Source organism: Bacillus sp. FSL K6-0972, from assembly GCF_037976035.1.
GTDB classification, from domain to species: domain Bacteria; phylum Bacillota; class Bacilli; order Bacillales; family Bacillaceae; genus Bacillus; species Bacillus haynesii.
Map to the genome: position 1 here is coordinate 1131885 of NZ_CP150260.1, position 21018 is coordinate 1152902.

General features: G+C 46.8%; 20 protein-coding genes. 11 read left to right on the plus strand and 9 right to left on the minus strand.

The features are described from left to right. Positions 1-94: 94 nt before the first annotated feature. Positions 95-442 carry a YhaI family protein gene (locus MKX80_RS05730; protein ID WP_154998585.1) on the plus strand — a complete coding sequence of 116 codons (348 nt, stop codon included), beginning with the start codon at positions 95-97 and terminating at the stop codon, positions 440-442. Here MKX80_RS05730 and MKX80_RS05735 read toward each other — a convergent pair. Both MKX80_RS05735 and MKX80_RS05740 read right to left on the minus strand, forming a co-directional pair. Further along, a complete protein-coding gene (locus MKX80_RS05735) occupies positions 439-1059 on the minus strand; it encodes an HTH-type transcriptional regulator Hpr (RefSeq protein ID WP_043927088.1) in 621 nt (206 codons plus the stop codon). The genes MKX80_RS05730 and MKX80_RS05735 overlap by 4 nt on opposite strands. 193 nt (positions 1060-1252) lie before the next feature. Continuing rightward, entirely contained in the window at positions 1253-1609 is a 357-nt protein-coding gene (locus MKX80_RS05740; RefSeq protein WP_154998583.1) for a YtxH domain-containing protein, read from the minus strand. Between the two features lie 161 nt (positions 1610-1770). On the opposite strand from MKX80_RS05740, the gene MKX80_RS05745 reads away from it, so the two are divergent. Then, entirely contained in the window at positions 1771-1962 is a 192-nt protein-coding gene (locus MKX80_RS05745) for a hypothetical protein (RefSeq protein WP_003180258.1), read from the plus strand. A gap of 91 nt (positions 1963-2053) precedes the next feature. Here the strand turns inward: MKX80_RS05745 and MKX80_RS05750 are convergent, their stop codons facing one another. From MKX80_RS05750 to MKX80_RS05760, 3 genes are all read right to left on the minus strand, one after another. After that, the gene (locus tag MKX80_RS05750; RefSeq protein WP_154998581.1) at positions 2054-2581 is read right to left on the minus strand and encodes a tryptophan transporter; all 528 of its coding nucleotides are present in this window, start codon (positions 2579-2581) and stop codon (positions 2054-2056) included. A gap of 142 nt (positions 2582-2723) precedes the next feature. Then, positions 2724-3797, minus strand: coding sequence for a 3-phosphoserine/phosphohydroxythreonine transaminase (gene serC / locus MKX80_RS05755; protein WP_003180262.1), 1074 nt, complete (start codon positions 3795-3797; stop codon positions 2724-2726). Positions 3798-3996: 199 nt separating this feature from the next. Then, the gene (locus MKX80_RS05760; RefSeq protein ID WP_268293948.1) at positions 3997-4416 is read right to left on the minus strand and encodes an HIT family protein; all 420 of its coding nucleotides are present in this window, start codon (positions 4414-4416) and stop codon (positions 3997-3999) included. Between the two features lie 527 nt (positions 4417-4943). Here MKX80_RS05760 and MKX80_RS05765 point away from each other — a divergent pair. From MKX80_RS05765 to MKX80_RS05775, 3 genes are read left to right on the plus strand one after another with little or no spacing between them, the layout of a single operon-like run. Continuing rightward, complete coding sequence (locus MKX80_RS05765; protein WP_154998579.1) at positions 4944-5684, plus strand: ABC transporter ATP-binding protein; 741 nt, start codon at positions 4944-4946, stop codon at positions 5682-5684. Continuing rightward, positions 5677-6900, plus strand: coding sequence for an ABC transporter permease (locus MKX80_RS05770; protein ID WP_154998577.1), 1224 nt, complete (start codon positions 5677-5679; stop codon positions 6898-6900). The genes MKX80_RS05765 and MKX80_RS05770 overlap by 8 nt, the downstream gene beginning before the upstream one ends. Before the next feature lie 52 nt (positions 6901-6952). Beyond that, entirely contained in the window at positions 6953-7663 is a 711-nt protein-coding gene (locus MKX80_RS05775; protein ID WP_154998575.1) for an EcsC family protein, read from the plus strand. A gap of 30 nt (positions 7664-7693) precedes the next feature. Here MKX80_RS05775 and MKX80_RS05780 read toward each other — a convergent pair whose 3' ends face one another. The 3 genes from MKX80_RS05780 to MKX80_RS05790 form a co-directional block, all read right to left on the minus strand. Beyond that, entirely contained in the window at positions 7694-8854 is a 1161-nt protein-coding gene (locus tag MKX80_RS05780) for a M20 family metallopeptidase (protein WP_234113166.1), read from the minus strand. Positions 8855-8994: 140 nt separating this feature from the next. Further along, positions 8995-10371 (minus strand): hypothetical protein, encoded by a 1377-nt coding sequence (locus tag MKX80_RS05785; protein ID WP_268325647.1) that lies wholly within the window; start codon positions 10369-10371, stop codon positions 8995-8997. 108 nt (positions 10372-10479) lie between these two features. Beyond that, entirely contained in the window at positions 10480-10983 is a 504-nt protein-coding gene (locus MKX80_RS05790) for an antibiotic biosynthesis monooxygenase (protein ID WP_154998570.1), read from the minus strand. A 132-nt stretch (positions 10984-11115) separates the two neighbouring features. Here MKX80_RS05790 and MKX80_RS05795 point away from each other — a divergent pair, with 132 nt between their 5' ends. From MKX80_RS05795 to MKX80_RS05820, 6 genes are all read left to right on the plus strand, one after another. After that, positions 11116-13254: a transglycosylase domain-containing protein gene (locus tag MKX80_RS05795; RefSeq protein WP_268323948.1), complete on the plus strand. Its 2139-nt coding sequence runs from the start codon at positions 11116-11118 to the stop codon at positions 13252-13254. A 125-nt stretch (positions 13255-13379) separates the two neighbouring features. Further along, entirely contained in the window at positions 13380-14441 is a 1062-nt protein-coding gene (gene hemE, locus MKX80_RS05800) for a uroporphyrinogen decarboxylase (RefSeq protein ID WP_182071053.1), read from the plus strand. Positions 14442-14514: 73 nt separating this feature from the next. After that, entirely contained in the window at positions 14515-15453 is a 939-nt protein-coding gene (hemH, locus tag MKX80_RS05805) for a ferrochelatase (protein ID WP_154998564.1), read from the plus strand. 15 nt (positions 15454-15468) lie between these two features. After that, the gene (hemY, locus tag MKX80_RS05810; protein WP_268342819.1) at positions 15469-16881 is read left to right on the plus strand and encodes a protoporphyrinogen oxidase; all 1413 of its coding nucleotides are present in this window, start codon (positions 15469-15471) and stop codon (positions 16879-16881) included. Positions 16882-17078: 197 nt separating this feature from the next. Further along, a complete protein-coding gene (locus MKX80_RS05815) occupies positions 17079-17651 on the plus strand; it encodes a TetR/AcrR family transcriptional regulator (protein WP_154998561.1) in 573 nt (190 codons plus the stop codon). 73 nt (positions 17652-17724) lie between these two features. Continuing rightward, the gene (locus MKX80_RS05820; protein ID WP_154998558.1) at positions 17725-19887 is read left to right on the plus strand and encodes a YhgE/Pip domain-containing protein; all 2163 of its coding nucleotides are present in this window, start codon (positions 17725-17727) and stop codon (positions 19885-19887) included. Positions 19888-19943: 56 nt separating this feature from the next. Here MKX80_RS05820 and MKX80_RS05825 read toward each other — a convergent pair whose 3' ends face one another. After that, positions 19944-20939 carry a ketoacyl-ACP synthase III gene (locus tag MKX80_RS05825; RefSeq protein WP_154998556.1) on the minus strand — a complete coding sequence of 332 codons (996 nt, stop codon included), beginning with the start codon at positions 20937-20939 and terminating at the stop codon, positions 19944-19946. Between the last annotated feature and the right edge of the window lie 79 nt (positions 20940-21018).

Sequence of the window (21018 nt, forward strand, 5' to 3'; positions counted from 1 at the left end):
AGAAGGGTGTAAAAGGAACAGAAATCTCCCGTGTTGAACTTTCATCAGAAGGGAATATCGGCTAAAATAAGAGAAAGGGAGAGAAGGGACAAATATGAACTCAATGGAGCAACGCCTTGAGCGGCTGGAATATTACATCAAACTGTTATTGAACAATGCGGATATGGAAGGTTATCCGTATTATAAAATATTGATCGAAAAGGGCTTATCAGAGGAAGAAGCAAAGGAAACGGAAAAGCTGTGCGAAGAGCTCTCAAAGGAGCTTGAAGCACAAAAAGCGCAAGGATTTGTGATGTTCGACCATCTCCTCACGCTTTTTGCGGGACAGTTAAATGAAAAACTTGAAGTGCACGAAACGATTTTCGCCCTTCACAGACAAGGTCTATACAAACCGCTGATGAGCGAATTCATCAGCATTATCAGGCAATATGATCTGGCTTAGTTTTTAAGAGGCTCAAGCGGTTTGTCCATCTCTATCGATTCCCCGGCTTCTTTTGCTTCTTGTTTTTTCTTCATTTTGCCCTCTTCGCTCGTAAATTCACTTTCGATGTTTGAAAACGATTTTTCGAAAATTTCCATGAAATCATCGCCGTAAATATGGCGGATGATCGACATCATCTCGACGATTTCTGGAAACTTCCCGTACAGCTGATGAAGGGGCTGAGCGCCTTTTAAGACGGCGTTCCGGGTCGGATCGTAAGACTCGAGGATTTTAAGGAAAACTTCTTCACCTTTCGGAGTCAGCTGAATGTAAGTGTTCCGTTTGTCATTCAATTTTTTGGAAAACTCCAGGTAACCTCTTTCCTCAAGCTTTTTTGAAAAGTTAAACGCTGTGGATACGTGCATGACGCCGAACTTGGCGATTTCTGAAATGGATGCTCCGTTCAGCTGGTAGGCGATCCACAAAATATGATGCTCGTTAATGTTCAGATCATAAGGTTTAATCCACTGCTGCCAATCCTTTTCTATCGACTTCCAAAGCGCCTTGCTAAGCTGTGCCATTCTTTGACTGAATAAAAGGGCTTCTTTCACCGTATAGGGCTCTTCCGCTCGATTCATTCACTTCACCTGCTTCTCTTTATCTTATAATTTCTATTATGCCAATAAAATAAAGATTAATAAAGATGTAAATTTACGAAATTTTTAAAAAATCCAGTTTTACGGTGTGAAATCAGGATTTTACCTAAAAAAAGAGCGTGAAAATTTTCCATTCACACCCCTTTTTTAAGGTTCATTTTTTTCGCTGAGTATATTAGTTTTGTAAGGTTTTCTCCAGCTGTTTTATCTTTTCTTCAATCTCAGCGATTTCCTTTTTTAAGTCCTGCTGGTGAGGTTTGATTTCCTCGCGCCATTCCTGGATGGACGTTTGCAGTTCGCTGCCGACGTCTTTGATGATTTCCGCGCCTTCTATGGCGGTTTTAACGAATTGCTCTTTTAATGCGATTCCGTCGTTTTTCAGCCTTTTGACGGTGTCTTCCCATTTACCGCAGTTGGCTTTAAGCTGTCCTCTCAAGTGTTTTCCTGAAGTCGGCGCGGTCAGCAATGCTGCAACACCGCCGATAACACCGCCTACAATCAGTCCAGCTGCTAAAGATCGGCCTTTTGACATGTACATCACCCCGGTTATATTTTTAAAGATCAGGCTTGGCAGGCGCCCGTCTTCTCATGATTAAATATTGGCGTCCGAGCCAGGCAATCCGTTCCTCTTCTTAGAAACTTCTGCATAGCTTGCTTTATTTTAGCATACTTTTTTAAAAAGGAGGGAGAGGGTTGTCTGTCATTATCATTGTTTTGACAATTATAAGCGCTGTGTTTACCGCCGGCTCCTTTTATTATTTAAGGCTTCTCGGATATTCTGCATCTTATCCGCCGAAACGCATTCTTAAACAAAAAGCGCTTTTTTGTACGGGAAGCGCAGGATTGGCGCTCCTGCTCCTTTTTTTTATTCAGCTTCTTATATAAGATATCGGGCGGATTCCCCTTTTTTTGACCATCAAAACGAAAAAAACCTCTTCAAAAAAAGGATATCCCTTTTCAAGAAGAGGTTCTGGTTTTATTTGACTTGTTCAATCAGCCTTGAGCGCTTCATGATCGACTGCACGATCGGAAAGATGACCGCCATGGCGATCGTGTTGATGACGGCAGCCGGTAAAACGACAACAGAGAACAGGGTGATGAACCCCTGGTTTCCAGGCAGGCCGACGATGAACAGCGCAGCCGTGAGGAAAATGGTTCCGGAAAGAACCGTTCCTGCAGCAGTTAATCCGGCGGCAGCAAGCGATTTGCTGTTCAGCTTTTTCACAAGCAGAAATACGCCGAAGAACATCAAGGCTGTTAGCGGTTTGTCGATGATGTTGGGCAGCTGTCCCCCGGGAAAAGCTGTCGTCAACGCGGAAATGACGCCTGTCACGGCTCCGATGACGAGAACATTTTGCAATCTAGGGAACAAAAGGATTCCCATAAACATCATGATCAGCATCATATCCGGCTTCATCCCGTAGAAAAAAGGGGGAATCACAGCGTGCAGCGCCGCTCCAATGGCGACAAACAGGGCCATAGCCACTAATTCTTTTGTTTTCATGTCTATTCTCTCCTCATCTAGGCTCTTTTTACGCTTTCCAATAATATGCTCGTCATTTATTGCGAAAGCTTTCTAGTAGTATATCAAACTTTCGAAGGAGTGGGGAAGCCTTTTTCGCCATCTTCCATCATCAGGATAAACATCAGTTTTCTTCGCGGAATTTCTTCATAAAGGCCGCCAGTTTTTCGCAGTCTTCAACTGATACGGCATTGTAAATTGAAGCGCGGCAGCCTCCGACCGAACGGTGTCCGCCAAGCCCTGACATTTTTTCTTCTTTTGCCTTTGCGATGAATGATGCTGTCAGCTCGTCGTTTTTGAGCGTAAAGGTGACGTTCATGTTTGAGCGGCTGTCTTCTCTCGCATGTCCGCGGTAGAATCCGCCGCTTTCGTCGATCGCATTGTATAAAATTCCGGCCTTTTCGCGATTGCGTTTCTCAATGGCATCAAGGCCTCCTTTTTCCTTGAGCCACTCCAGCACGAGAGACAGCATATAAATCGCAAAAGTCGGAGGGGTATTATAGAGCGAATCCGCCTTGGCATGTGTTGAGTACTTCAGGATTTTGGCAACTTGCTCGTTTTCTTTGCCGAGCCAGTCTTTTTTCATGATGACAACGGTCACCCCTGACGGTCCGAGGTTTTTCTGAGCGCCGGCATAGATAATGTCAAATTGGGAAACATCGATTTTTCTGCTTAAAATATCGCTGGACATATCTGCGACAACCGGAATCGGAGCGTCAGGGAACTTTTGCCACTGCGTTCCAAAGATCGTGTTGTTGGAAGTCAGGTGGAGGTAAGCTCCGTCTGCCGGAATCTCCGGCACTTCGGGAATATAGCTGTACGTATCTTCTTTACTGGACGCGATGATCGATGTGTTTCCGAAGAGCTTTGCTTCGGCCAGCGCTTTTTCAGACCAGGCGCCTGTCATAATAAAGTGGGCCGTTTTGTCTTTGGAGAGAAAGTTCATCGGAATCATTGAAAACTGAAGGCTTGCTCCGCCTTGCAGAAACATAACTTCATAATCATCAGGTATGTCCATCAGTTCTTTTAGCAGAGCTTTCGCTTTTTGATGAACGGCGTCATACTCTTTGCTGCGATGGGACAGCTCCATCACGGACATCCCCGCACCATTGAAATCGAGAAATTCGTCTTTTGCCTTCTGCAGTACTTCTAAAGGCAGTGCTGCTGGTCCTGCGTTAAAGTTCGTTGTACGTATCATCACAATCGCTCCCTGTTCGTGTATAAAAAATATAAAACAATCCTATCATAAAAGGTTCCGGTTATACATAAAAAATTTGAATTGTGTGAAATATAGAGCAAGTCTATTTAGCCGTGCCGGGCGATCTGATAAATGTGGAGTTTTTTTGAACGAAAAAAAGGGCGCCGGCAGCTGCCGACGCCCTTGGACAACGTCTCATTTACAGGTGTTTGTTAATGGAAGCTGCAATTTTCTGCAAGTCTTCCGGTGAATAGTCATCCGCATGTGTTTTCCAGACGGCTCCGAATCCGTCTCCTTTGCCGTAGCGGGGGATGATGTGCATGTGATAGTGGAAGACGGACTGCCCCGCTTTTTCGCCATTGTTATTCAGAAGGTTTAAGCCGATCGGCTCGTATTCGTCTTTGATGGCTTGCGCGATTTTCGGAACCGCTTCAAAAAACTCCCTTGAAACCTCAGGTGTCATTTCGTAAATATTGGTTTTATGAACTTTTGGAATGACAAGCGTGTGTCCTTTTGTGACTTGGCTGATGTCGAGAAAGGCCAGCACATGTTCATTTTCAAATACCTTAGCACAAGGGATCTCTCCGTTTATGATTTTGCAAAAAATACAGTCGCTCATACTTTTCCTCCTTTTTCCATTAGGGAAAGGTTATGTATAAGCAACATATTACCACAATTTGCGCGGAAACACGAAAAACAGGATGAACGGCTCCAACGTTCACCCTGCCTGAAGAAGGTACGCTTTAATGAAGAAACGTTAACTGCCTTTTGCAAGCACCCCATTTTTTCGTCAAAATGAAGACTTGTAACGCCTATACATTTCCTGCGACAAACACCTCATTTGATCGTCACACCTTTTTTATATGACGAAGACGTCAAATAAAGCAGGTGCTTTCTCAATTCAGTGGATGAAAGAAATTTCTAAGCTTGACATGTTTCATACTCAGGAACTCTTGCCGGATTTTGTCTTTGACAAACACCTCATTCGCCAGAGTTGATAAGCTTTCCCTTCTTCAAGAATTAGAATGTCCTGAGGCGCATTCGATTATTCGTTTTATTTTAAGCCCGAAAAGCGGGAGGGAAAACGTTTCAAATACATTCTTGTTTTTGGTACTATTAAGAAAAATGCAGGAAAGGAACGAACGTATGTCACTACTGACTGTTAAAGAGTTAACTGGAGGGTATACAAGAAACCCGGTGCTGCGCGATGTTTCATTTGCGATTGAACGGGAGCAGATCGTCGGGCTGATCGGTTTGAACGGAGCGGGGAAAAGCACGACGATCCGGCATATCATCGGCTTAATGGAACCGCACAAAGGATCCGTTGAATTGAACGGCAAAACGTTCATGGACGATCCGGAAAGCTACCGTTCCCAATTTACGTTTATTCCGGAAACACCGATTTTATATGAAGAGCTGACATTGAAGGAGCATTTGGAGCTGACGGCGATGGCGTACGGGCTTTCGAAGGAAACGTTCGAGAAAAGGCTGCCGCCGCTTTTGAAAGAATTCAGAATGGAGAAGCGTCTGAAATGGTTCCCGGCCCATTTTTCAAAAGGAATGAAGCAGAAGGTTATGATCATGTGCGCTTTCCTTGTCGAACCCGACCTGTACATTATAGACGAACCGTTTCTCGGCCTTGATCCACTGGCGATCAATGCCCTGCTCGAGCGGATGAACGAAGCGAAGAAAAACGGCTCGGCCGTCTTGATGTCGACGCATATTTTGGCAACGGCAGAGCGGTATTGCGACTCCTTCATCATTCTCCATAACGGCGAAGTGCGGGCGAAAGGAACGCTTGAAGAGCTGAGAGAACAGTTTTCGATGGAAGCAGCGAGCCTCGATGACCTGTATCTTGAACTGACGAAGGAAGAGAGCTATGAATAGCATCCTGGGGATTTGGAAGACAAGAATTGAGGAGTATGTCAAAGAGACAAGATCATATTTGAAATACATGCTGAATGACCACCTTGTCATCGTCATGATTTTCTTCCTTGCAGGAGCTGCGAGCTGGTACAGCAAATGGTTGAAAGAGATGCCCGAAGGTTTTCCCGCCTATTGGGTGATGGCCGTCATCTTTTCGTTCATTTTGACAGGCTCGTACGTCCGCACGCTGATTAAAGAAGCGGACCTCGTCTTTTTGCTGCCGCTCGAAGCAAAGATGGAGCCGTATTTTCAGCAGGCTTTCCGGTTCAGTTTTTTGACGCAACTGTTTCCGCTGGCCGCCGCGGCTCTCGCTTTGGCGCCGCTCTATCTTGAAGCGAGCGGCAAGGCGTTTTCCGCGTACTTCATCTTGCTGATTCAACTGCTCGTCTTAAAAGGATGGAACACAGCGATGCAATGGAGGATGACGTTTTTCGGCGAAAAAAACATGAGGGTCACCGACTGGATTGTCAGACTGCTTCTCAACACGATCGTGATCTATTTCGCTTTAGAGTCTTCGTACGCATTTGCAGCAGCTGTCTACCTGATCATGGCCGCCCTGTATGTGTATTTTAAAATGATCGATAAGAAAAAATCGTTTAAATGGGAGCTGCATATAGAAGACGAGATCAGAAGAAAGCAGCGGTTCTACAGAATTGCGAACCTATTCACGGACGTTCCCCACCTTAGAAAGCAGGCGAAAAGAAGAGCATATCTCGATTGGATGCTCCGGTTTATTCCGTATGAACAGCGCCGGACATTTACATATATGTACGGAAGGGCATTTATCAGATCAAACGACTATTTCGGTATCGTCGTCAGGTTGACCGTGATTTTTGGTATCATCATCGCTTATTTTTCGACATATGAGTGGGTATCTGCCGCACTCATCGTCTTTACCGTATTCATTACAGGAATTCAGCTGACGCCGCTGTTTGATCATTTTTCACACTTGTCACTGCAGGAGCTTTATCCCGTCAAAGCAGAAGAAAAGCGGAAGAGCTTTTTCGGCCTGCTTCACATTGTTCTGAGCGTCCAGGCGCTTGTTTTGTCTGCCGTTGCCGGAGCCATGATGCAGTGGACCGGGATGCTCGCCGGACTGGCCGGCTCCGCATTGCTTATATTTGTGATTTTGAAGCCTTATTTCAGCAGCAGATTAAAGAAAAATGCCAAGAGATAGGTGAATCCTTTTCTTTTTCCGCAAGTATGATGAAAGAAGAGGTGAGTGGCGCATGAATGAAAACCAGCTTTATTTGGAGGAAGCGATCCGCTGGAAAATGAAGTTTCTCAGAAAGCCGTCGATGGCTGAGCGGATGTCGAAAGGGGTACAGTCGAAAATCAATGCCCGCATTCCCGCCAAAGTTCACAAAGCGATAACTGAAAGCATTAAAAAGATGGTCGAGGCCACTTTGCTCGGCTCAAATTTGACGACTTTTGACAAGAAAACAGGCACGCTTTCACTAAGGGAAAAAGATGAGCTGGCCCAGAAAACGATCGCCCAGTATCAAAAGGCGGCTGCCGTTGAAGGGATCGGAACAGGCGCAGGCGGGATTTTTCTCGGACTGGCGGACTTTCCGCTCTTGCTCGGCATCAAAATGAAATGCCTGTTTGAATTGGCATCGATTTACGGATACGATATCAAGGAGAAAGAAGAGCGGTTGTTTCTTCTGTATATTTTTCAGCTCGCCTTTTCCGGGGAAACGCACCGCAAAGAAATTTTCCGCATGATTGAACATTGGGAAACCGAAAAACGCGAAATCGATTGGCAAGCATTTCAGCAGGAATACCGGGACTATCTCGATCTTGTAAAGCTGTTTCAGCTTGTGCCGGGCTTCGGCGCGGTCGTAGGCGGAACGGCTAACTATAAGCTGCTCGGGCATCTTGGGGAAACAGCGAGGCACGTTTTCCATATGAGGTTGATTCATGAGACAGCCGGATATTGATGATCCGGCTGTTTTTTGCTTTTTCGGTTGTTATATTGCAGGCGTTTCGCGGAGCGCCTGCTCTTTCTCCTGATAGGAGACCGCGGCATTTGCCAGCACCTTGGCTGCAATCAGCATCGCTTTTTCATCAAGATCGAATTTCGGATGGTGATGGGGAAATACCGCGTCCGGATCTTCAGGACGGGCGCCTGTAAAGAAAAATGTACCTTTGACGTGCTGCAGGTAGTAAGCGAAATCTTCCCCGCCCATTTGCATGCCGCTTTCCTCAACTTTTTCTACGCCTTCCGTCTGTTTGGCGATTTTGGCGAGAAAGGCCGTTTCTTCCGGGTGGTTGCAGACCGGCGGATAGCCCCTTTCAAAGGAATAGTCACAGTCAGCGCCATGCATGCTGCATATACCTTTGGCAACCTGTTCAATTTCGTTTTCAATCAAGGAGCGGATTTCTTCTTTGAAGGAACGCGCCGTTCCGATTAAAACGGCTTTATCAGCGATGACATTAAAGGAGTTTTCGGCAACAAATGAACCTATCGAAACGACAGCCGGCTCAGTCGGATCGAGCCTGCGGCTGACAATCTGCTGGAGGGAAGTGACGATTTGCGATCCGATCAACACGGCGTCTTTTGTTTTATGAGGCTGTGCGCCATGTCCGCCTTTGCCTTTAATCGTAATCGTGAAACGGTCCGCAGCGGCCATGATCGGTCCTGTTCGATATTGAACGGTTCCAGTCGGCTCCGTAGCCCACAAATGGGTTCCGAAAATGACGTCAACACCGTCAAGACAGCCGTCTTCAATCATCGGCCTGGCTCCGCCCGGCGAATACTCCTCGGCATGCTGATGGATAAAGACGATCTTTCCTTTTAAACGGTCCGCATGATCATTCAACGTTTTCGCGAGGACGAGCAGGGTGGCCGTGTGCCCGTCGTGTCCGCAGGCATGCATGACTCCCGGCACCGTCGATCGGTAAGGTACGTCTTTTTCATCATGAATGGGGAGCGCGTCAAAATCGGCTCGAAGCGCAATGACGGGGCCGGGCGATCCGCCTTCGATGTACGCGAGAACGCCGCCTCCGCCGACGTTAGTGCGGATAGGAATACCGAGCGCTTCATAGTAAGAGGCGATAAATGCGGCTGTTTTCTTTTCTTGAAAAGAAAGCTCAGGGTGCTGATGAAAATGGCGCCTCAATTTAACCATTTCATCGTAGTGTGCATCAAGCTGCTCATTGATTTGTCGGACAAATGCGGATGCGCTCAAAAAAATTCCTCCTTTTAGGAATAGTGAGTTTTTATAATCTTATGACAATTGGAGCCGCTGTTCAACTTTGTTGTCACGTTTTATAGAAGAAAAATGGCGGCAATTGTTGTGACGGTTAATCCGGCAACTACAGGAATAAAATTTTTTCTGGCAAGATCGAACGGGTCAACTTTGCAAATCGCTGCAACCGGAATGAGCGCCCATGGCACAAGCGTACCGCCGCCGACCCAAATGGCTGAGATTTGGCCGAGCGCGGTCAGAACAGCCGGGTTGCCGTCAACCGCCGCAGCAAACATCGAAGCGGCTGATCCGGCGAGAGAAATCCCTGAAAAACCGGAGCCGTCCAGACCGGTCACCGCTCCTGTGACAGTGAGCGCAACCGCGGCGATTTCCGGAGAGAGCGGAACGCTGTGGGCAAAAGCCGAGCCGAGGTCCTGTACGATTCTATTAGAAAAACCGGGCATCTCGGTTGTCAGTACTTTTTCGAAACCCGCATCGCCCAAGTAAAAAAAGGCGGCGATCGGAATGACGGGGGCAAACACTTTAAAGCCGAATTGAAATCCGCGAATGAAATAGCCGGTGATTTTCTCAAGACGTCGGTGTTTGTGGACGATAAAATGAATGAGAATCATGACGAAGACAGCCGTTCCTCCGACAAGCGCCGTCGCTTCGTCTCCTTGCAGTTCCAGTATCAGCATCGCGGCAATATCCGCTAAAAAAATGACCGGAATCATCAGTGCGATCCATTTTCTGGAACCTGGAGGTAGAAGCCACTCAGGCTCGCTTTGCTGCTGCTCACTTTTTGCCGCTGCTCTATTGCCTTTCTCTTTCCTGAGCATAAAAAAGGCTGCCGCTGTTGTCGAAAAGCCCATGATCAGGACGAGCGGAACGCTTGCAGACATCACTTCCGCAACGGGCAGCCCGGCTGCATCTCCGGTCAATTTAGGCGCTGCCTGGATGATGTAATCGCCTGATAGAGCGAAACCGTGGCCGAACAAATTCATGGCGCATGCTACCGCTATCGGGGAGAGGCCGGCTTTCAACGCAGCAGGCAGGAGGACGGCGCCGATCAATGCGACAGCCGGGGAGGGCCAAAAAAATGAAGAAATGATAAACATTAAAGCTCCGGTGATCCAGTAGGCCAAGACAGGGCCTTTCATCCATTTGGCAATCGGAGTGACCATTGCTTCATTGACGCCGGTCTTTGTCAGCAGCTCGCTCATCGAAACGGTAAAGCAGATGATGAAAATGGTCGGGAGAAGTTCTCCGGCGGCGTAGATTAAGCTGTTAAACAGGCCCATCACAGAGGCAATGACAGAATGGGTCGCCGCTAATGAAATGAAAAAAATCCCGGCAAGCGATATAAAGGTGGTATCAAGACGAAGAAGCATAAACGCGAGAATAGCTGCGATAAAGCCCAAATATAAAAAGTGAACGGATGTTAATTCAATTTCCATTTCCCGATCCCCCCGTTAACGTAACCTCATACAGCTTATTCCTGGGCTGTCAGAGTGTGAAGGAAGGGCTCATTTCCTCGGAAATAAAAAAACTGCCTTAAAAGGCAGTTATTCGACAGAATGATACGAAGAAATATAGGATGGGCGTGAAAAAATCGTTCCGCCTTGGTTGATTCCAGCGGAAGATTCCTTCTTTTGATGGGCTTCGCCGAACGATTTGGAGTTTTTCCAGTCCTGAAATGACTGTTCTGTGTCCCACAGCGTCAATACGATGTACGTATCGCTGTCTTTCGGTCTCAGTACCCTGAGGGCTTTAAAGCCGGGCTGATTTTCGATTTTTCCGGCTCTGTTTTTAAAACGGGTTTCGAAAAGCGGCCTTCCTTCCGGTGTGACAGGGATGTTGTTGAGGACGGTGAATCCGGAATGTTCCAATGTTCCCGACTGATCGATGATTTCATAGCGGTGAGGAGAATGAAAGACGCTTTCTCCGTCGGTTTCGTGAAAGAGAATGGCGGAATCGTGGCTTTTCATAAATAACATGTTTTCAAGACCGTGCTGTTTGGCGAGCTTTTTTAAAAAATCGACAGTTCCGTATGTAATGTAAAAATTCAATTTCATCACCCCTTTTTTGATAGTATAACAAAAGGACGATTTAAAATTCTATCTATTACCCGCCATAAATGCTGCAACATAATTTGAAGAAAAAATTCCCATACTAGCTATAGAAAGGAATGAGGTGACCATATGAGAAAGAGATTTTTCATTCCAATCATCATTACAGCGGCGATATTCCTTTTATCTTTAATCGGATATATTACGATTTTGTTTCTGGGGGATTATGTGATTGATGAAAAGAAACTGATTTTCCATGCTTCTTCTAAAATCGTCGACCAAAATGGAGAAGAAGTCGCAAGCCTCTATACCGAAAACAGAAAACCCGTTTCAATTGCCGAGGTGCCGGACGGCGTAAAAAATGCCTTTATCGCGGTTGAAGACAAGCGCTTTTATGAGCACCACGGCATCGATTTGAAATCGGTGAGCCGTGCGGTCTATAAAGATATATTAGCAGGAGGAAAAGTGGAAGGGGGAAGCACGATCACCCAGCAGCTCGCCAAAAACACTTTTTTGACACACGACAAAACGTTTTTAAGAAAAACGAAAGAAGTCATTATCGCCATCAATTTAGAGCGGGATTACAGCAAAGACAAGCTTTTGGAAATGTATTTGAACCAGCTTTATTTCGGGCACGGCGTCTATGGAATCCAGGCGGCGGCAAACTACTTTTTTAACAAAGATGTGAAAGACTTGACGGTCAGTGAGGGAGCGGTGCTGGCTTCCATCCCTAAAGCGCCGTCAACGTATTCGCCCATTCTCAATCCGGAAAAAAGCCGGGAGCGGCGCAATGTCATTCTCGGCATGATGAACGAGCAGGGATATATCAGCTCAAAGGAAACCGTCAGGGCCCAAGGCAGCACATTGGGGCTCCATGTGAAAGAAAAATCAAAAAATCCGTGGCTTGACAGCTATATTGATCTTGTCATGAAAGAAGCGGAAGACAAATATTCGATATCGAGCGAACAGCTTCTCCAAGGCGGATACACGATCAGTGTTCCGCTCGACGTTTCGATTCAAAAAGCGGCCTACACGCTGATGAAACAGGACGGCTATTTTCCCGGAACAGACAACAAAGCTGAAGGGAGCGCTGTTTTTATCGATAACCGGACAGGCGGCGTAGTGGCTGCTCTCGGAGGACGGGAATACGCTCCGAAAGGCTACAACAGGGCAACCGCCCCGCGCCAGCCGGGTTCGACCTTTAAACCGCTTGCCGTTTACGGCCCCGCTCTTGAAGAAAAGCTGTTCAAGCCGTACTCCATGCTCGAGGATAAACAGCTGTCATATGGCGGCTACTCGCCAAAAAACTATGACGGCCAATACGAGGGCAAGGTCTCAATGGTGGATGCGCTGACCTACAGCAAAAACGCGCCTGCTGTATGGACGTTAAATGAGATCGGAATCGAAACAGTGAAGCCTTATCTCAGCCGTTTGGGCATGAACGTGCCGGATGAGGGTCTGGCATTGGGACTAGGCGGCTTAGAGAAAGGGGTGTCGCCGCTCGAGCTTGCCGGGGCATACCGGACATTCGCAAATTCAGGACAATACACCGAGCCGTTCTTTATTAAAAAAATCACGGATGAAAACGGGGATGTCATGTTCCGCCATGAGGAAAAATCAGAAAAGGTTTTCAGTAAACAAACAGCCTGGAATATGACGCGGATGCTAGAAGAGGTCGTGAAAAGCGGAACGGGAAAAGCCGGTGATTTTTCCGGAGAGATAGCAGGAAAAACGGGTTCGACCACGTATACCGGAAAAGAGGGCGGAACAAAAGATGCCTGGTTTGCAGGGTACACGCCCGAAGTGACGGGAGCTGTCTGGATGGGCTACGACAAAACGGATGAATCCCATTATTTAAAAGGCGGCAGCGCCTATCCGACAAGGCTGTTTAAAGACATTTTAAAACGCTCCAACCATAAGTCTGAACGGTTTAAGACGCCTGAAGGAGTAAAAGATCTGGACAGGCCGATCCGACTCGAAGACCTGGAAAGTGTTAAAGCAGACTATTCCTTTACGCCGATGGGGCTGATTACGGTGTCATTAAAATGGCATGAACAAGAGGATAAAAGGGTTGAATACCGAATATATGAAAGGAAAAACGGAAAAGAAACGCTCATTGATACAGTTAAGGGAAAAGGAAGCTTTTCAATCCCTTATGCAAACATCTTTTCCAATGCTTCCTATAAAATTGTTCCATACAATCCGCAGACGAAAACAGAGGGGAAAGGAACTGATTATGTCGAACCGAAAGTGTTTCCTTCGGGTCATTAGGTACCCGAAATTCATCAATTTCTTGAACAATAAGTCTCATGAGTATACCGTTCAATAAAAAAACGGTATATTGGAAGGAGTAATTTTGCGAACGTATGGTTGCAGCTTGAAAGGTGGATATCATGATGAAAAACGACAAGGCTTTTAACGACACATTCTTAAAAGCATGCCGAGGAGAAAAGGCCGCCCATGTACCGGTATGGTACATGAGGCAGGCCGGAAGATCACAGCCTGAGTACAGAGCGCTCAAGGAAAAGTACGGACTGTTTGAAATTACCCATCAGCCCGAATTGTGCGCTTACGTGACAAGACTGCCCGTCGAACAGTACGGTGTCGATGCGGCAATACTTTATAAAGACATAATGACACCGCTTCCAGGTATTGGCGTTGACGTCGAAATTAAAAACGGCATCGGTCCTGTCATCGATCAGCCGATCACATCTCTCGCAGATGTTGAAAAACTCGGCGAACTCGAGCCGGAGGAGCATATTCCATATGTGCTGGAGACGATCAGGCTCTTGACAGAAGAACAGCTGAACGTTCCGCTGATCGGTTTTACAGGAGCGCCGTTTACACTGGCCAGCTATATGATTGAAGGCGGCCCGTCCAAAAATTACAATAAAACAAAAGCGTTTATGTACAGCCAGCCTGCTGCATGGGAACTCTTGATGAAAAAGCTCGGGAAGATGGCGGCTGTATACGTCAAAGCTCAAATCCGCGCCGGGGCCAAAGCCATCCAGGTGTTCGATTCCTGGGTCGGCGCGCTGAATGCCGGTGATTACTGCCGCTATATCAAACCGACGATGGACGTTCTTTTCAAAGAGTTGAAAAAAGAAGGCGTTCCGCTGATTATGTTCGGGGTCGGCGCAAGCCACCTCGCGTCTGAATGGCACGATCTTGACCTCGACGTCGTCGGGCTGGACTGGCGGATGAGCGTACAGGAAGCCAGGGATATAGGGCTGACAAAAACGCTTCAGGGAAATTTGGATCCTTCGATCCTGCTCGCTCCGTGGGAAGTCATCGAAGAAAGGACGAAAGCCATTCTCGATCAGGGCATGCAGACGGACCGGTTTATTTTTAACCTCGGACACGGGATCTTTCCCGAAGTGAGTCCCGACACACTGAAAAAATTGACGGCATTTGTTCATGAGTATTCCGCCTCAAAAAAATCGAGCCTGATCACATGAGCATTTCAGTTGGTCTTTTCAATATAAACTGTCAAAATACGTATAGATCATGATCTTTAAAGAGGTGTTCACGTTGGGTAAAAAGAAAATGGGGCTTCTTGTCATGGCGTATGGGACGCCGTACAAGGAGGAAGACATTGAACGTTATTATACACACATCAGAAGAGGCAGAAAGCCTGAGCCTGACATGCTTCAGGACTTAAAAGACCGCTATAAGGCGATCGGCGGAATTTCTCCGCTTGCAAAGATCACGCAGGAGCAGACGAAGCAGCTGGAAAAACGCTTAAACGAGCTTCAGGATGATGTGGTATTCAAGTCATATATCGGTCTAAAACATATCGAACCTTTCATTGAGGATGCCGTTCAGGAGATGCACAAAGACGGGATTACAGAAGCCGTCAGCATCGTGCTCGCGCCCCATTTCTCCACCTTCAGCGTACAGTCGTACAACAAGCGGGCGAAAGATGAGGCTGAAAAGCTCGGCGGATTGTCGATCACATCGATCAACAGCTGGTATGATGAGCCGAAATTCATCGCATATTGGGCGGATCAGGTGAGAAAAACATATGACGAAATGCCTTCGGAAGAAAGGGAAAACGCCGTCTTGATTGTATCGGCGCACAGCCTTCCCGAAAAGATCGTCGAAATGGGTGATCCATATCCTGAACAGCTTAAAGAATCAGCGAAGCTGATTGCCGAAGCGGCAGGTGTAAAAGATTACGCCGTCGGCTGGCAAAGCGAAGGAAACACCCCTGATCCGTGGCTTGGACCGGATGTTCAGGATTTGACGCGCGACTTGTCAGAGCAAAAAGGGTACAGCGCTTTTGTTTATGTTCCCGTCGGCTTCGTAGCCGACCATCTGGAAGTCCTTTATGACAATGACTATGAATGCAAAGTCGTCACTGACGATATCGGAGCAAGCTATTACAGACCTGAAATGCCTAACGCTAAACATGAGTTTATCGATGCTTTAGCGGATGTTGTATTAAAACAATTGGAGAAAGAACAGTAAAGAAGGCGATTGTAAATGAGTGGAGAACGCAGGCAGATTGTCATCATCGGCGGCGGTATTACCGGATTGGCCGCCGCCTTCTACTTGGAGAAGGAAATCAAAAAGAATGATCTCCCGGCCGAAGTCACGCTTGTTGAAGCAAGTCCGAGACTGGGCGGAAAGATACAGACGGTACACAAAGACGGCTATGTGATTGAACGGGGGCCGGATTCATTTTTGGAACGGAAACAAAGCGCACCTCAGCTCGTGAAGGATCTCGGGCTGGAGCATTTGCTCGTGAACAATGCGACAGGCCAGTCTTATGTGCTTGTCAGCGAAACGCTCTATCCGATTCCGGAAGGGGCCGTGATGGGGGTGCCGACAAAAATCGGGCCTTTTCTGACAACCGGCTTGTTTTCCTTGCCGGGGAAGTTGAGAGCCGGAATGGATTTGGTGCTTCCGGCGAGCAAGCCGCAGGAAGACCAATCGCTTGGAGAATTTTTCAGAAGACGCGTCGGCGGTGAAGTGGTGGAGAATTTGATCGAACCGCTTTTGTCAGGCATTTATGCCGGGGACATCGACCGTCTCAGTCTGATGTCGACTTTCCCGCAGTTCTATCAGACAGAGCAGAAGTACAGAAGCTTGATCATCGGGATGAAAAAATCGCGGGGCGCCCAGAGCGCCGGAAAGCCTGCAAACAAAAAGAAAGGCCAGTTCCAGACAGTGAAAACCGGCCTGCAGACAATTGTTGAAGAATTGGAAAAGCAGCTCAGCATCACAAAGGTTTATAAAGGCACAAAGGTCGTCAACATCGAGCGTGCGGGCTCGGCTTACAGCATGAAGCTTGACAACGGCAAAGTGCTTCACGCCGATTCAGCCGTGGTCACCGCTCCCCATAAAGCAGCTGCCGCGATGTTTCAAGAAGAGGATTGGCTGAAAGGTTTAGAGGATATGGTGTCAACATCTGTCGCCAATGTGGCCCTCGGATTTCCGGAAGAAGCCGTCCAAATGGAGCATCAAGGCACAGGCTTTGTCATTTCAAGAAACAGCGACTTTTCGATTACGGCGTGTACATGGACAAACAAAAAATGGCCGAGCACAACGCCTGAAGGAAAAGTCCTGTTAAGGGCTTATGTAGGGAAAGCAGGCGATGAGTCCGTTGTCGAACAGTCGGATAACGAGATGGTGAAAATCGTCCTCGACGATTTAAAACGGATTATGAAGATCGACGGCGAGCCGGAAATGTCCTGCATCACAAGGTGGCATGAAGCGATGCCGCAATACCATGTCGGCCACAAGAAAAGAATTAAAGAAATAAGGGAAGGTTTAGAAGCGTCATATCCGGGCATTTTCATGACGGGAGCCTCTTTTGAAGGGGTCGGCATCCCGGATTGCATCGACCAAGGCAAGCAGGCCGTCGCCGATGTACTCTCTCACCTTTTCGAATAAAGAAGAGCAAATAAAGCTGTCCGAATCCATTCGGCGGCTTTTTTTATTTTCACTCTTTTTATAGCTTTCATCATTTTAAAGTTTGTTTATGGAAAAGATAACATTTAAATAATTGCATTTTATTTTCAAGTGTGTTAAATTACTTTTTGTACTTACTGACCAAAATGTTCAAATAGTCAATTTCGGGGTGAGAAACCGTGAGCAAAGATCGAAAAGCACTGATTTTAGAAGCGGCGACAAAATCGTTTACACAATTCGGCTACAAAGCGACGACGATGGATCTGGTGGCGAAGCTTGCCAATGTCGGCAAGGGTACGATTTATACTTTTTTCAAGAATAAAGAGGAACTGTTCGATGACATTTTTTCTTCGCTTCTGATTGAAATGAAGCAAACGGCTGATCAAGCGATTGATCCTGATCTGCCTTTTCACGAAAATGCCCATCGCGCGATGATGGCAATATTGGAGTACAGAAAGAAGCACCAGCTGACCATAAAAATCTTTCAGGAAGGTGCGGAGCTCGGCACACCGGCGGCCCGCGAAGTCATTGAAAAGCTGGAACGCATGGTCGTCAGCTATATTAAGAGAAAAATTAAAGAAGCGATTAAAAATGACGATATTAGACCGTGTGACCCCGAGCTGAACGCGTTTGTCATCTTCAAGCTTTACATCGCGCTCATCTTTGACTGGGAAAAAAACCATGAACCGCTGAAAGATGAAGAGTTGGCAGAGATGCTGAAAATGTATATTTTAAAAGGATTATCTCATTAGATTATCCTTTCTTTGTTTAAAGGGGTGCTTAGCCGCATAGAGAGAGCGGCTACTAACTAGGAGGCGTATCAACATGAATGTTTTCAAAAACCAGTGGAGAGAACTGATAACCAATAAAAAACTACTGATATCCGTGATCGGGGTTCTCTTTATACCGCTGATTTACAGCAGCATATTTTTGGCGGCGTACTGGGACCCATACGGAAACGTCGATCAGCTCCCCGTAGCGGTTGTGAATTCCGACAAGGGGACGACATATGAAGGAAAAGACCTTCACATCGGTGACGACCTTGTCAAAGAACTGAAAAAAAACGATAAGTTTGACTGGCATTTTACAACGAAGGAAAAAGCGCTGAGAGGCTTGCAAAATGAGGAATACTACATGGTTGTAGAAATTCCTGAAAACTTTTCGAAAGATGCCAGCACGGTGATGGATAAACATCCGAAAAAGCTGAATCTGATTTATCATACAAACGCCGGACGAAACTATGTCGGCGCCCAGATTAGCGATAAAGCGATTGAACAGCTTCAGCATTCAGTCGGTTCTGAAATCACGGAGCAATATGCTGAAGTTATCTTTGACAATTTCGGCAAAATTGCAAAAGGTCTCGGTGAAGCCAGCGAAGGAGCCGGAAAACTGGATAAAGGACTGAAAGATGCGAAAGAAGGAAGCGAAAAGCTGAAAAAGAACCTTGAAAAGCTCGCGAAAAGCCAAATTCAGTTCAACAAAGACGGAATGGAGAAGTTCGGCACAGCATTCAATACGCTGAACGACAAAATTCATGAGCTTGATTCAGGGCTTGCGCAATTTTTGGAAAAAAGCGGCCAGCTGCACAGCGGTGCTCAACAGCTCCAACAAGGCATGCCTCAGATTGTGGCTGGATTGGAGCAGATGAATGAAAAAGCGCAGATGATAAGCAAACTCGAAGAAGCAATTTCAAATGAAAAGATTCAGCAGCTTGAAACGGCGCTTTCAAACGCTGAAAAGGCGAAAAAAGAAATCAGCCAGATTTCGAAAAATATTGATGAGCTTGAAGCAGCATTGAAAAACCAGCACAGCGAAGTTAAACAAATTATTGAATCCAGCAACATGCTGACACAAGAACAGAAAACCGCGCTTATGAAACAAGTCGACGAAAAAATGGGAACAGTGAAGCTGCCTGAGTTCGACAAGTTGAAAGCGCAAATTCCCGATGTCAGCGAACTTCCCGATTTATCCGGGCTGAAACAGAAGCTTGAGGAATTGAAGCAAGTTCCTTCGAATGTGAATAAGCTTTATAAAGGATCGCAAAAGATTCAGCAAGGGCTCGATGCGCTGACAAACGGTTTGGGTGCTTACAACGAAAAATTCGCAGAAGCGAAAAGCGGATCATCCAAAATCGCCGAAGGCAGCCAGACGTTAGTCGGGAAGTTCGGCGATCTGCAAAGCGCGGCTGATAAACTGAAAGACGGTTCTTCCAAGCTTGCAGAAGGGGCTAAATCCCTTGATGAAGGCCTTGGCAAGCTGTCTGACGGAAGCGGGGAGCTGTTTGATAAGCTGTCTGACGCTGCCGATCAAACCGGCGATATTCAAGCGGGAGACGAAAACTACAATATGTTCTCAAACCCCGTCGATGTGAAAGGCGATAAAATCGATCCGGTTTCCAACTACGGAACAGGATTAACCCCGTATATTTTGTCGCTCGGCTTATTCGTCGGTGCATTAATGATCACCGTTGTCTTCGATGTGAAAGAGCCGGCTGTCCGGCCCGAATCAGCTTTTGGCTGGTTTATGAGCAAATTCAGCGTGCTTTTTGCAGTGGGAATACTTCAAGCGGCGATTGCCTGCACGATCATTCTCTGGGGCATCGGGCTTGAAGTGCAAAGCGTCTGGAGATTCTATCTGTTCAGTATGATCATGAGCATTACATGCCTTGCGATCATTCAGTTTTTGGCTGCGACAATGGGAAATCCGGGACGATTTATTGCCGTCATTCTGCTTGTGCTTCAGCTTGGAGGAAGCGGAGGAACTTTTCCTCTTGCTCTTGTACCTAAGTTCTTCCAGGTCATCCATTCTGCACTGCCGATGACCTACAGCATTGCGGGATACAGAGCGGTGATTTCAAGCGGAGACTACGCGTATATGTGGGAACAGGCTGCCGTGCTCGGCGGTGTTGCGATCGTCATGATGGCTTTGACGCTGATTTATTTTAAAGTGCTGCTGAGAAAAGGAAAAATTGAAGAGCAGCATGCATAAAAGAAAAACATCTTTTCAAGCCCGGCAAGGGCAAGAAAAGATGTTTTTTTTTGAAATCAGGAAGCTGGCGCGCCCCATTTTACAATCAGCCCCGTATATGTAAGACCTCCACCAAAACCGAACAGAATCAAGGTGTCACCCTCTTTCAGCTTTCCGTTTTTGACGGCTTCATCAAGGGCGAGCACGATTGATGCGGATGAGGTGTTGCCAAACCATTCGACGCTCGTCAGCGCTTTTTCGGCTGGAATTCCGGTTTTTTCGCAAATCGATTCGATCATTCGCAGATTCGCGCTGTGCGGGACGAACCAATCGATATCTTTCAGCTCCATTTCAGCTTGGGTAAGCAGCTTTTTGACGCCTTCGGGAACGGACCTGACCGCCCACTTATACACTTCACGACCGTTTTGAACCATTTTTCCTTCACCTGAGAGCGGCTCCCCTTTAAGGTCGCTTCGCAAGCCGGTTCTGTATAAATGGCGGGCTCCGTCACCTTTCGTATCCTGGGCAAAAGTAATGAAGCTTGGGGCTTTGTCGTCCCGTTCGACAAGCAGGGCGCCGGCGCCGTCTCCGAACAAAATGCAAGATGTGCGGTCTGTGTAGTCGGTTGTTTTTGATAAGGTTTCACCGCTGATCACTAGAATTTTTCTATGCAGCCCGGAAGTGATCAGGCCGTTGGCTATATGCAATCCGTATGCTAATCCTGCGCAGGTCGCATTTACATCGACCGCGCCGACTTCGTTCCATCCGAAGTGTTCCTGAACCTGGCATGCCGTGCTTGGAAAAGCGTAATCCGCTGTTGTGGTAGAGACGATGATCATGTCAATATCGTCAAGCGTGCCTCTGTATCTGTTTTTTAGATCTTCAACCGCCTTTATGCAAAGATCTGATGTGAATTCGTGACTCCCCGCGATTCGCCTTTCTTTCATTCCTGTCCGCTGAATGATCCATTCATCAGAAGTATCGACGATCTTTTCAAAGTCTTTGTTTGTCATGCGCTTTTCGGGAACATAGGTGCCGATGGCGGAAATTCGCGCTTTTGATAAAGTTTTCATGAAATTCACTCTCCTTTCTTTCATTATATCACCTAGTATTAGCATCTGGTACTAAAATGTTGATGTGAGGTATACTATA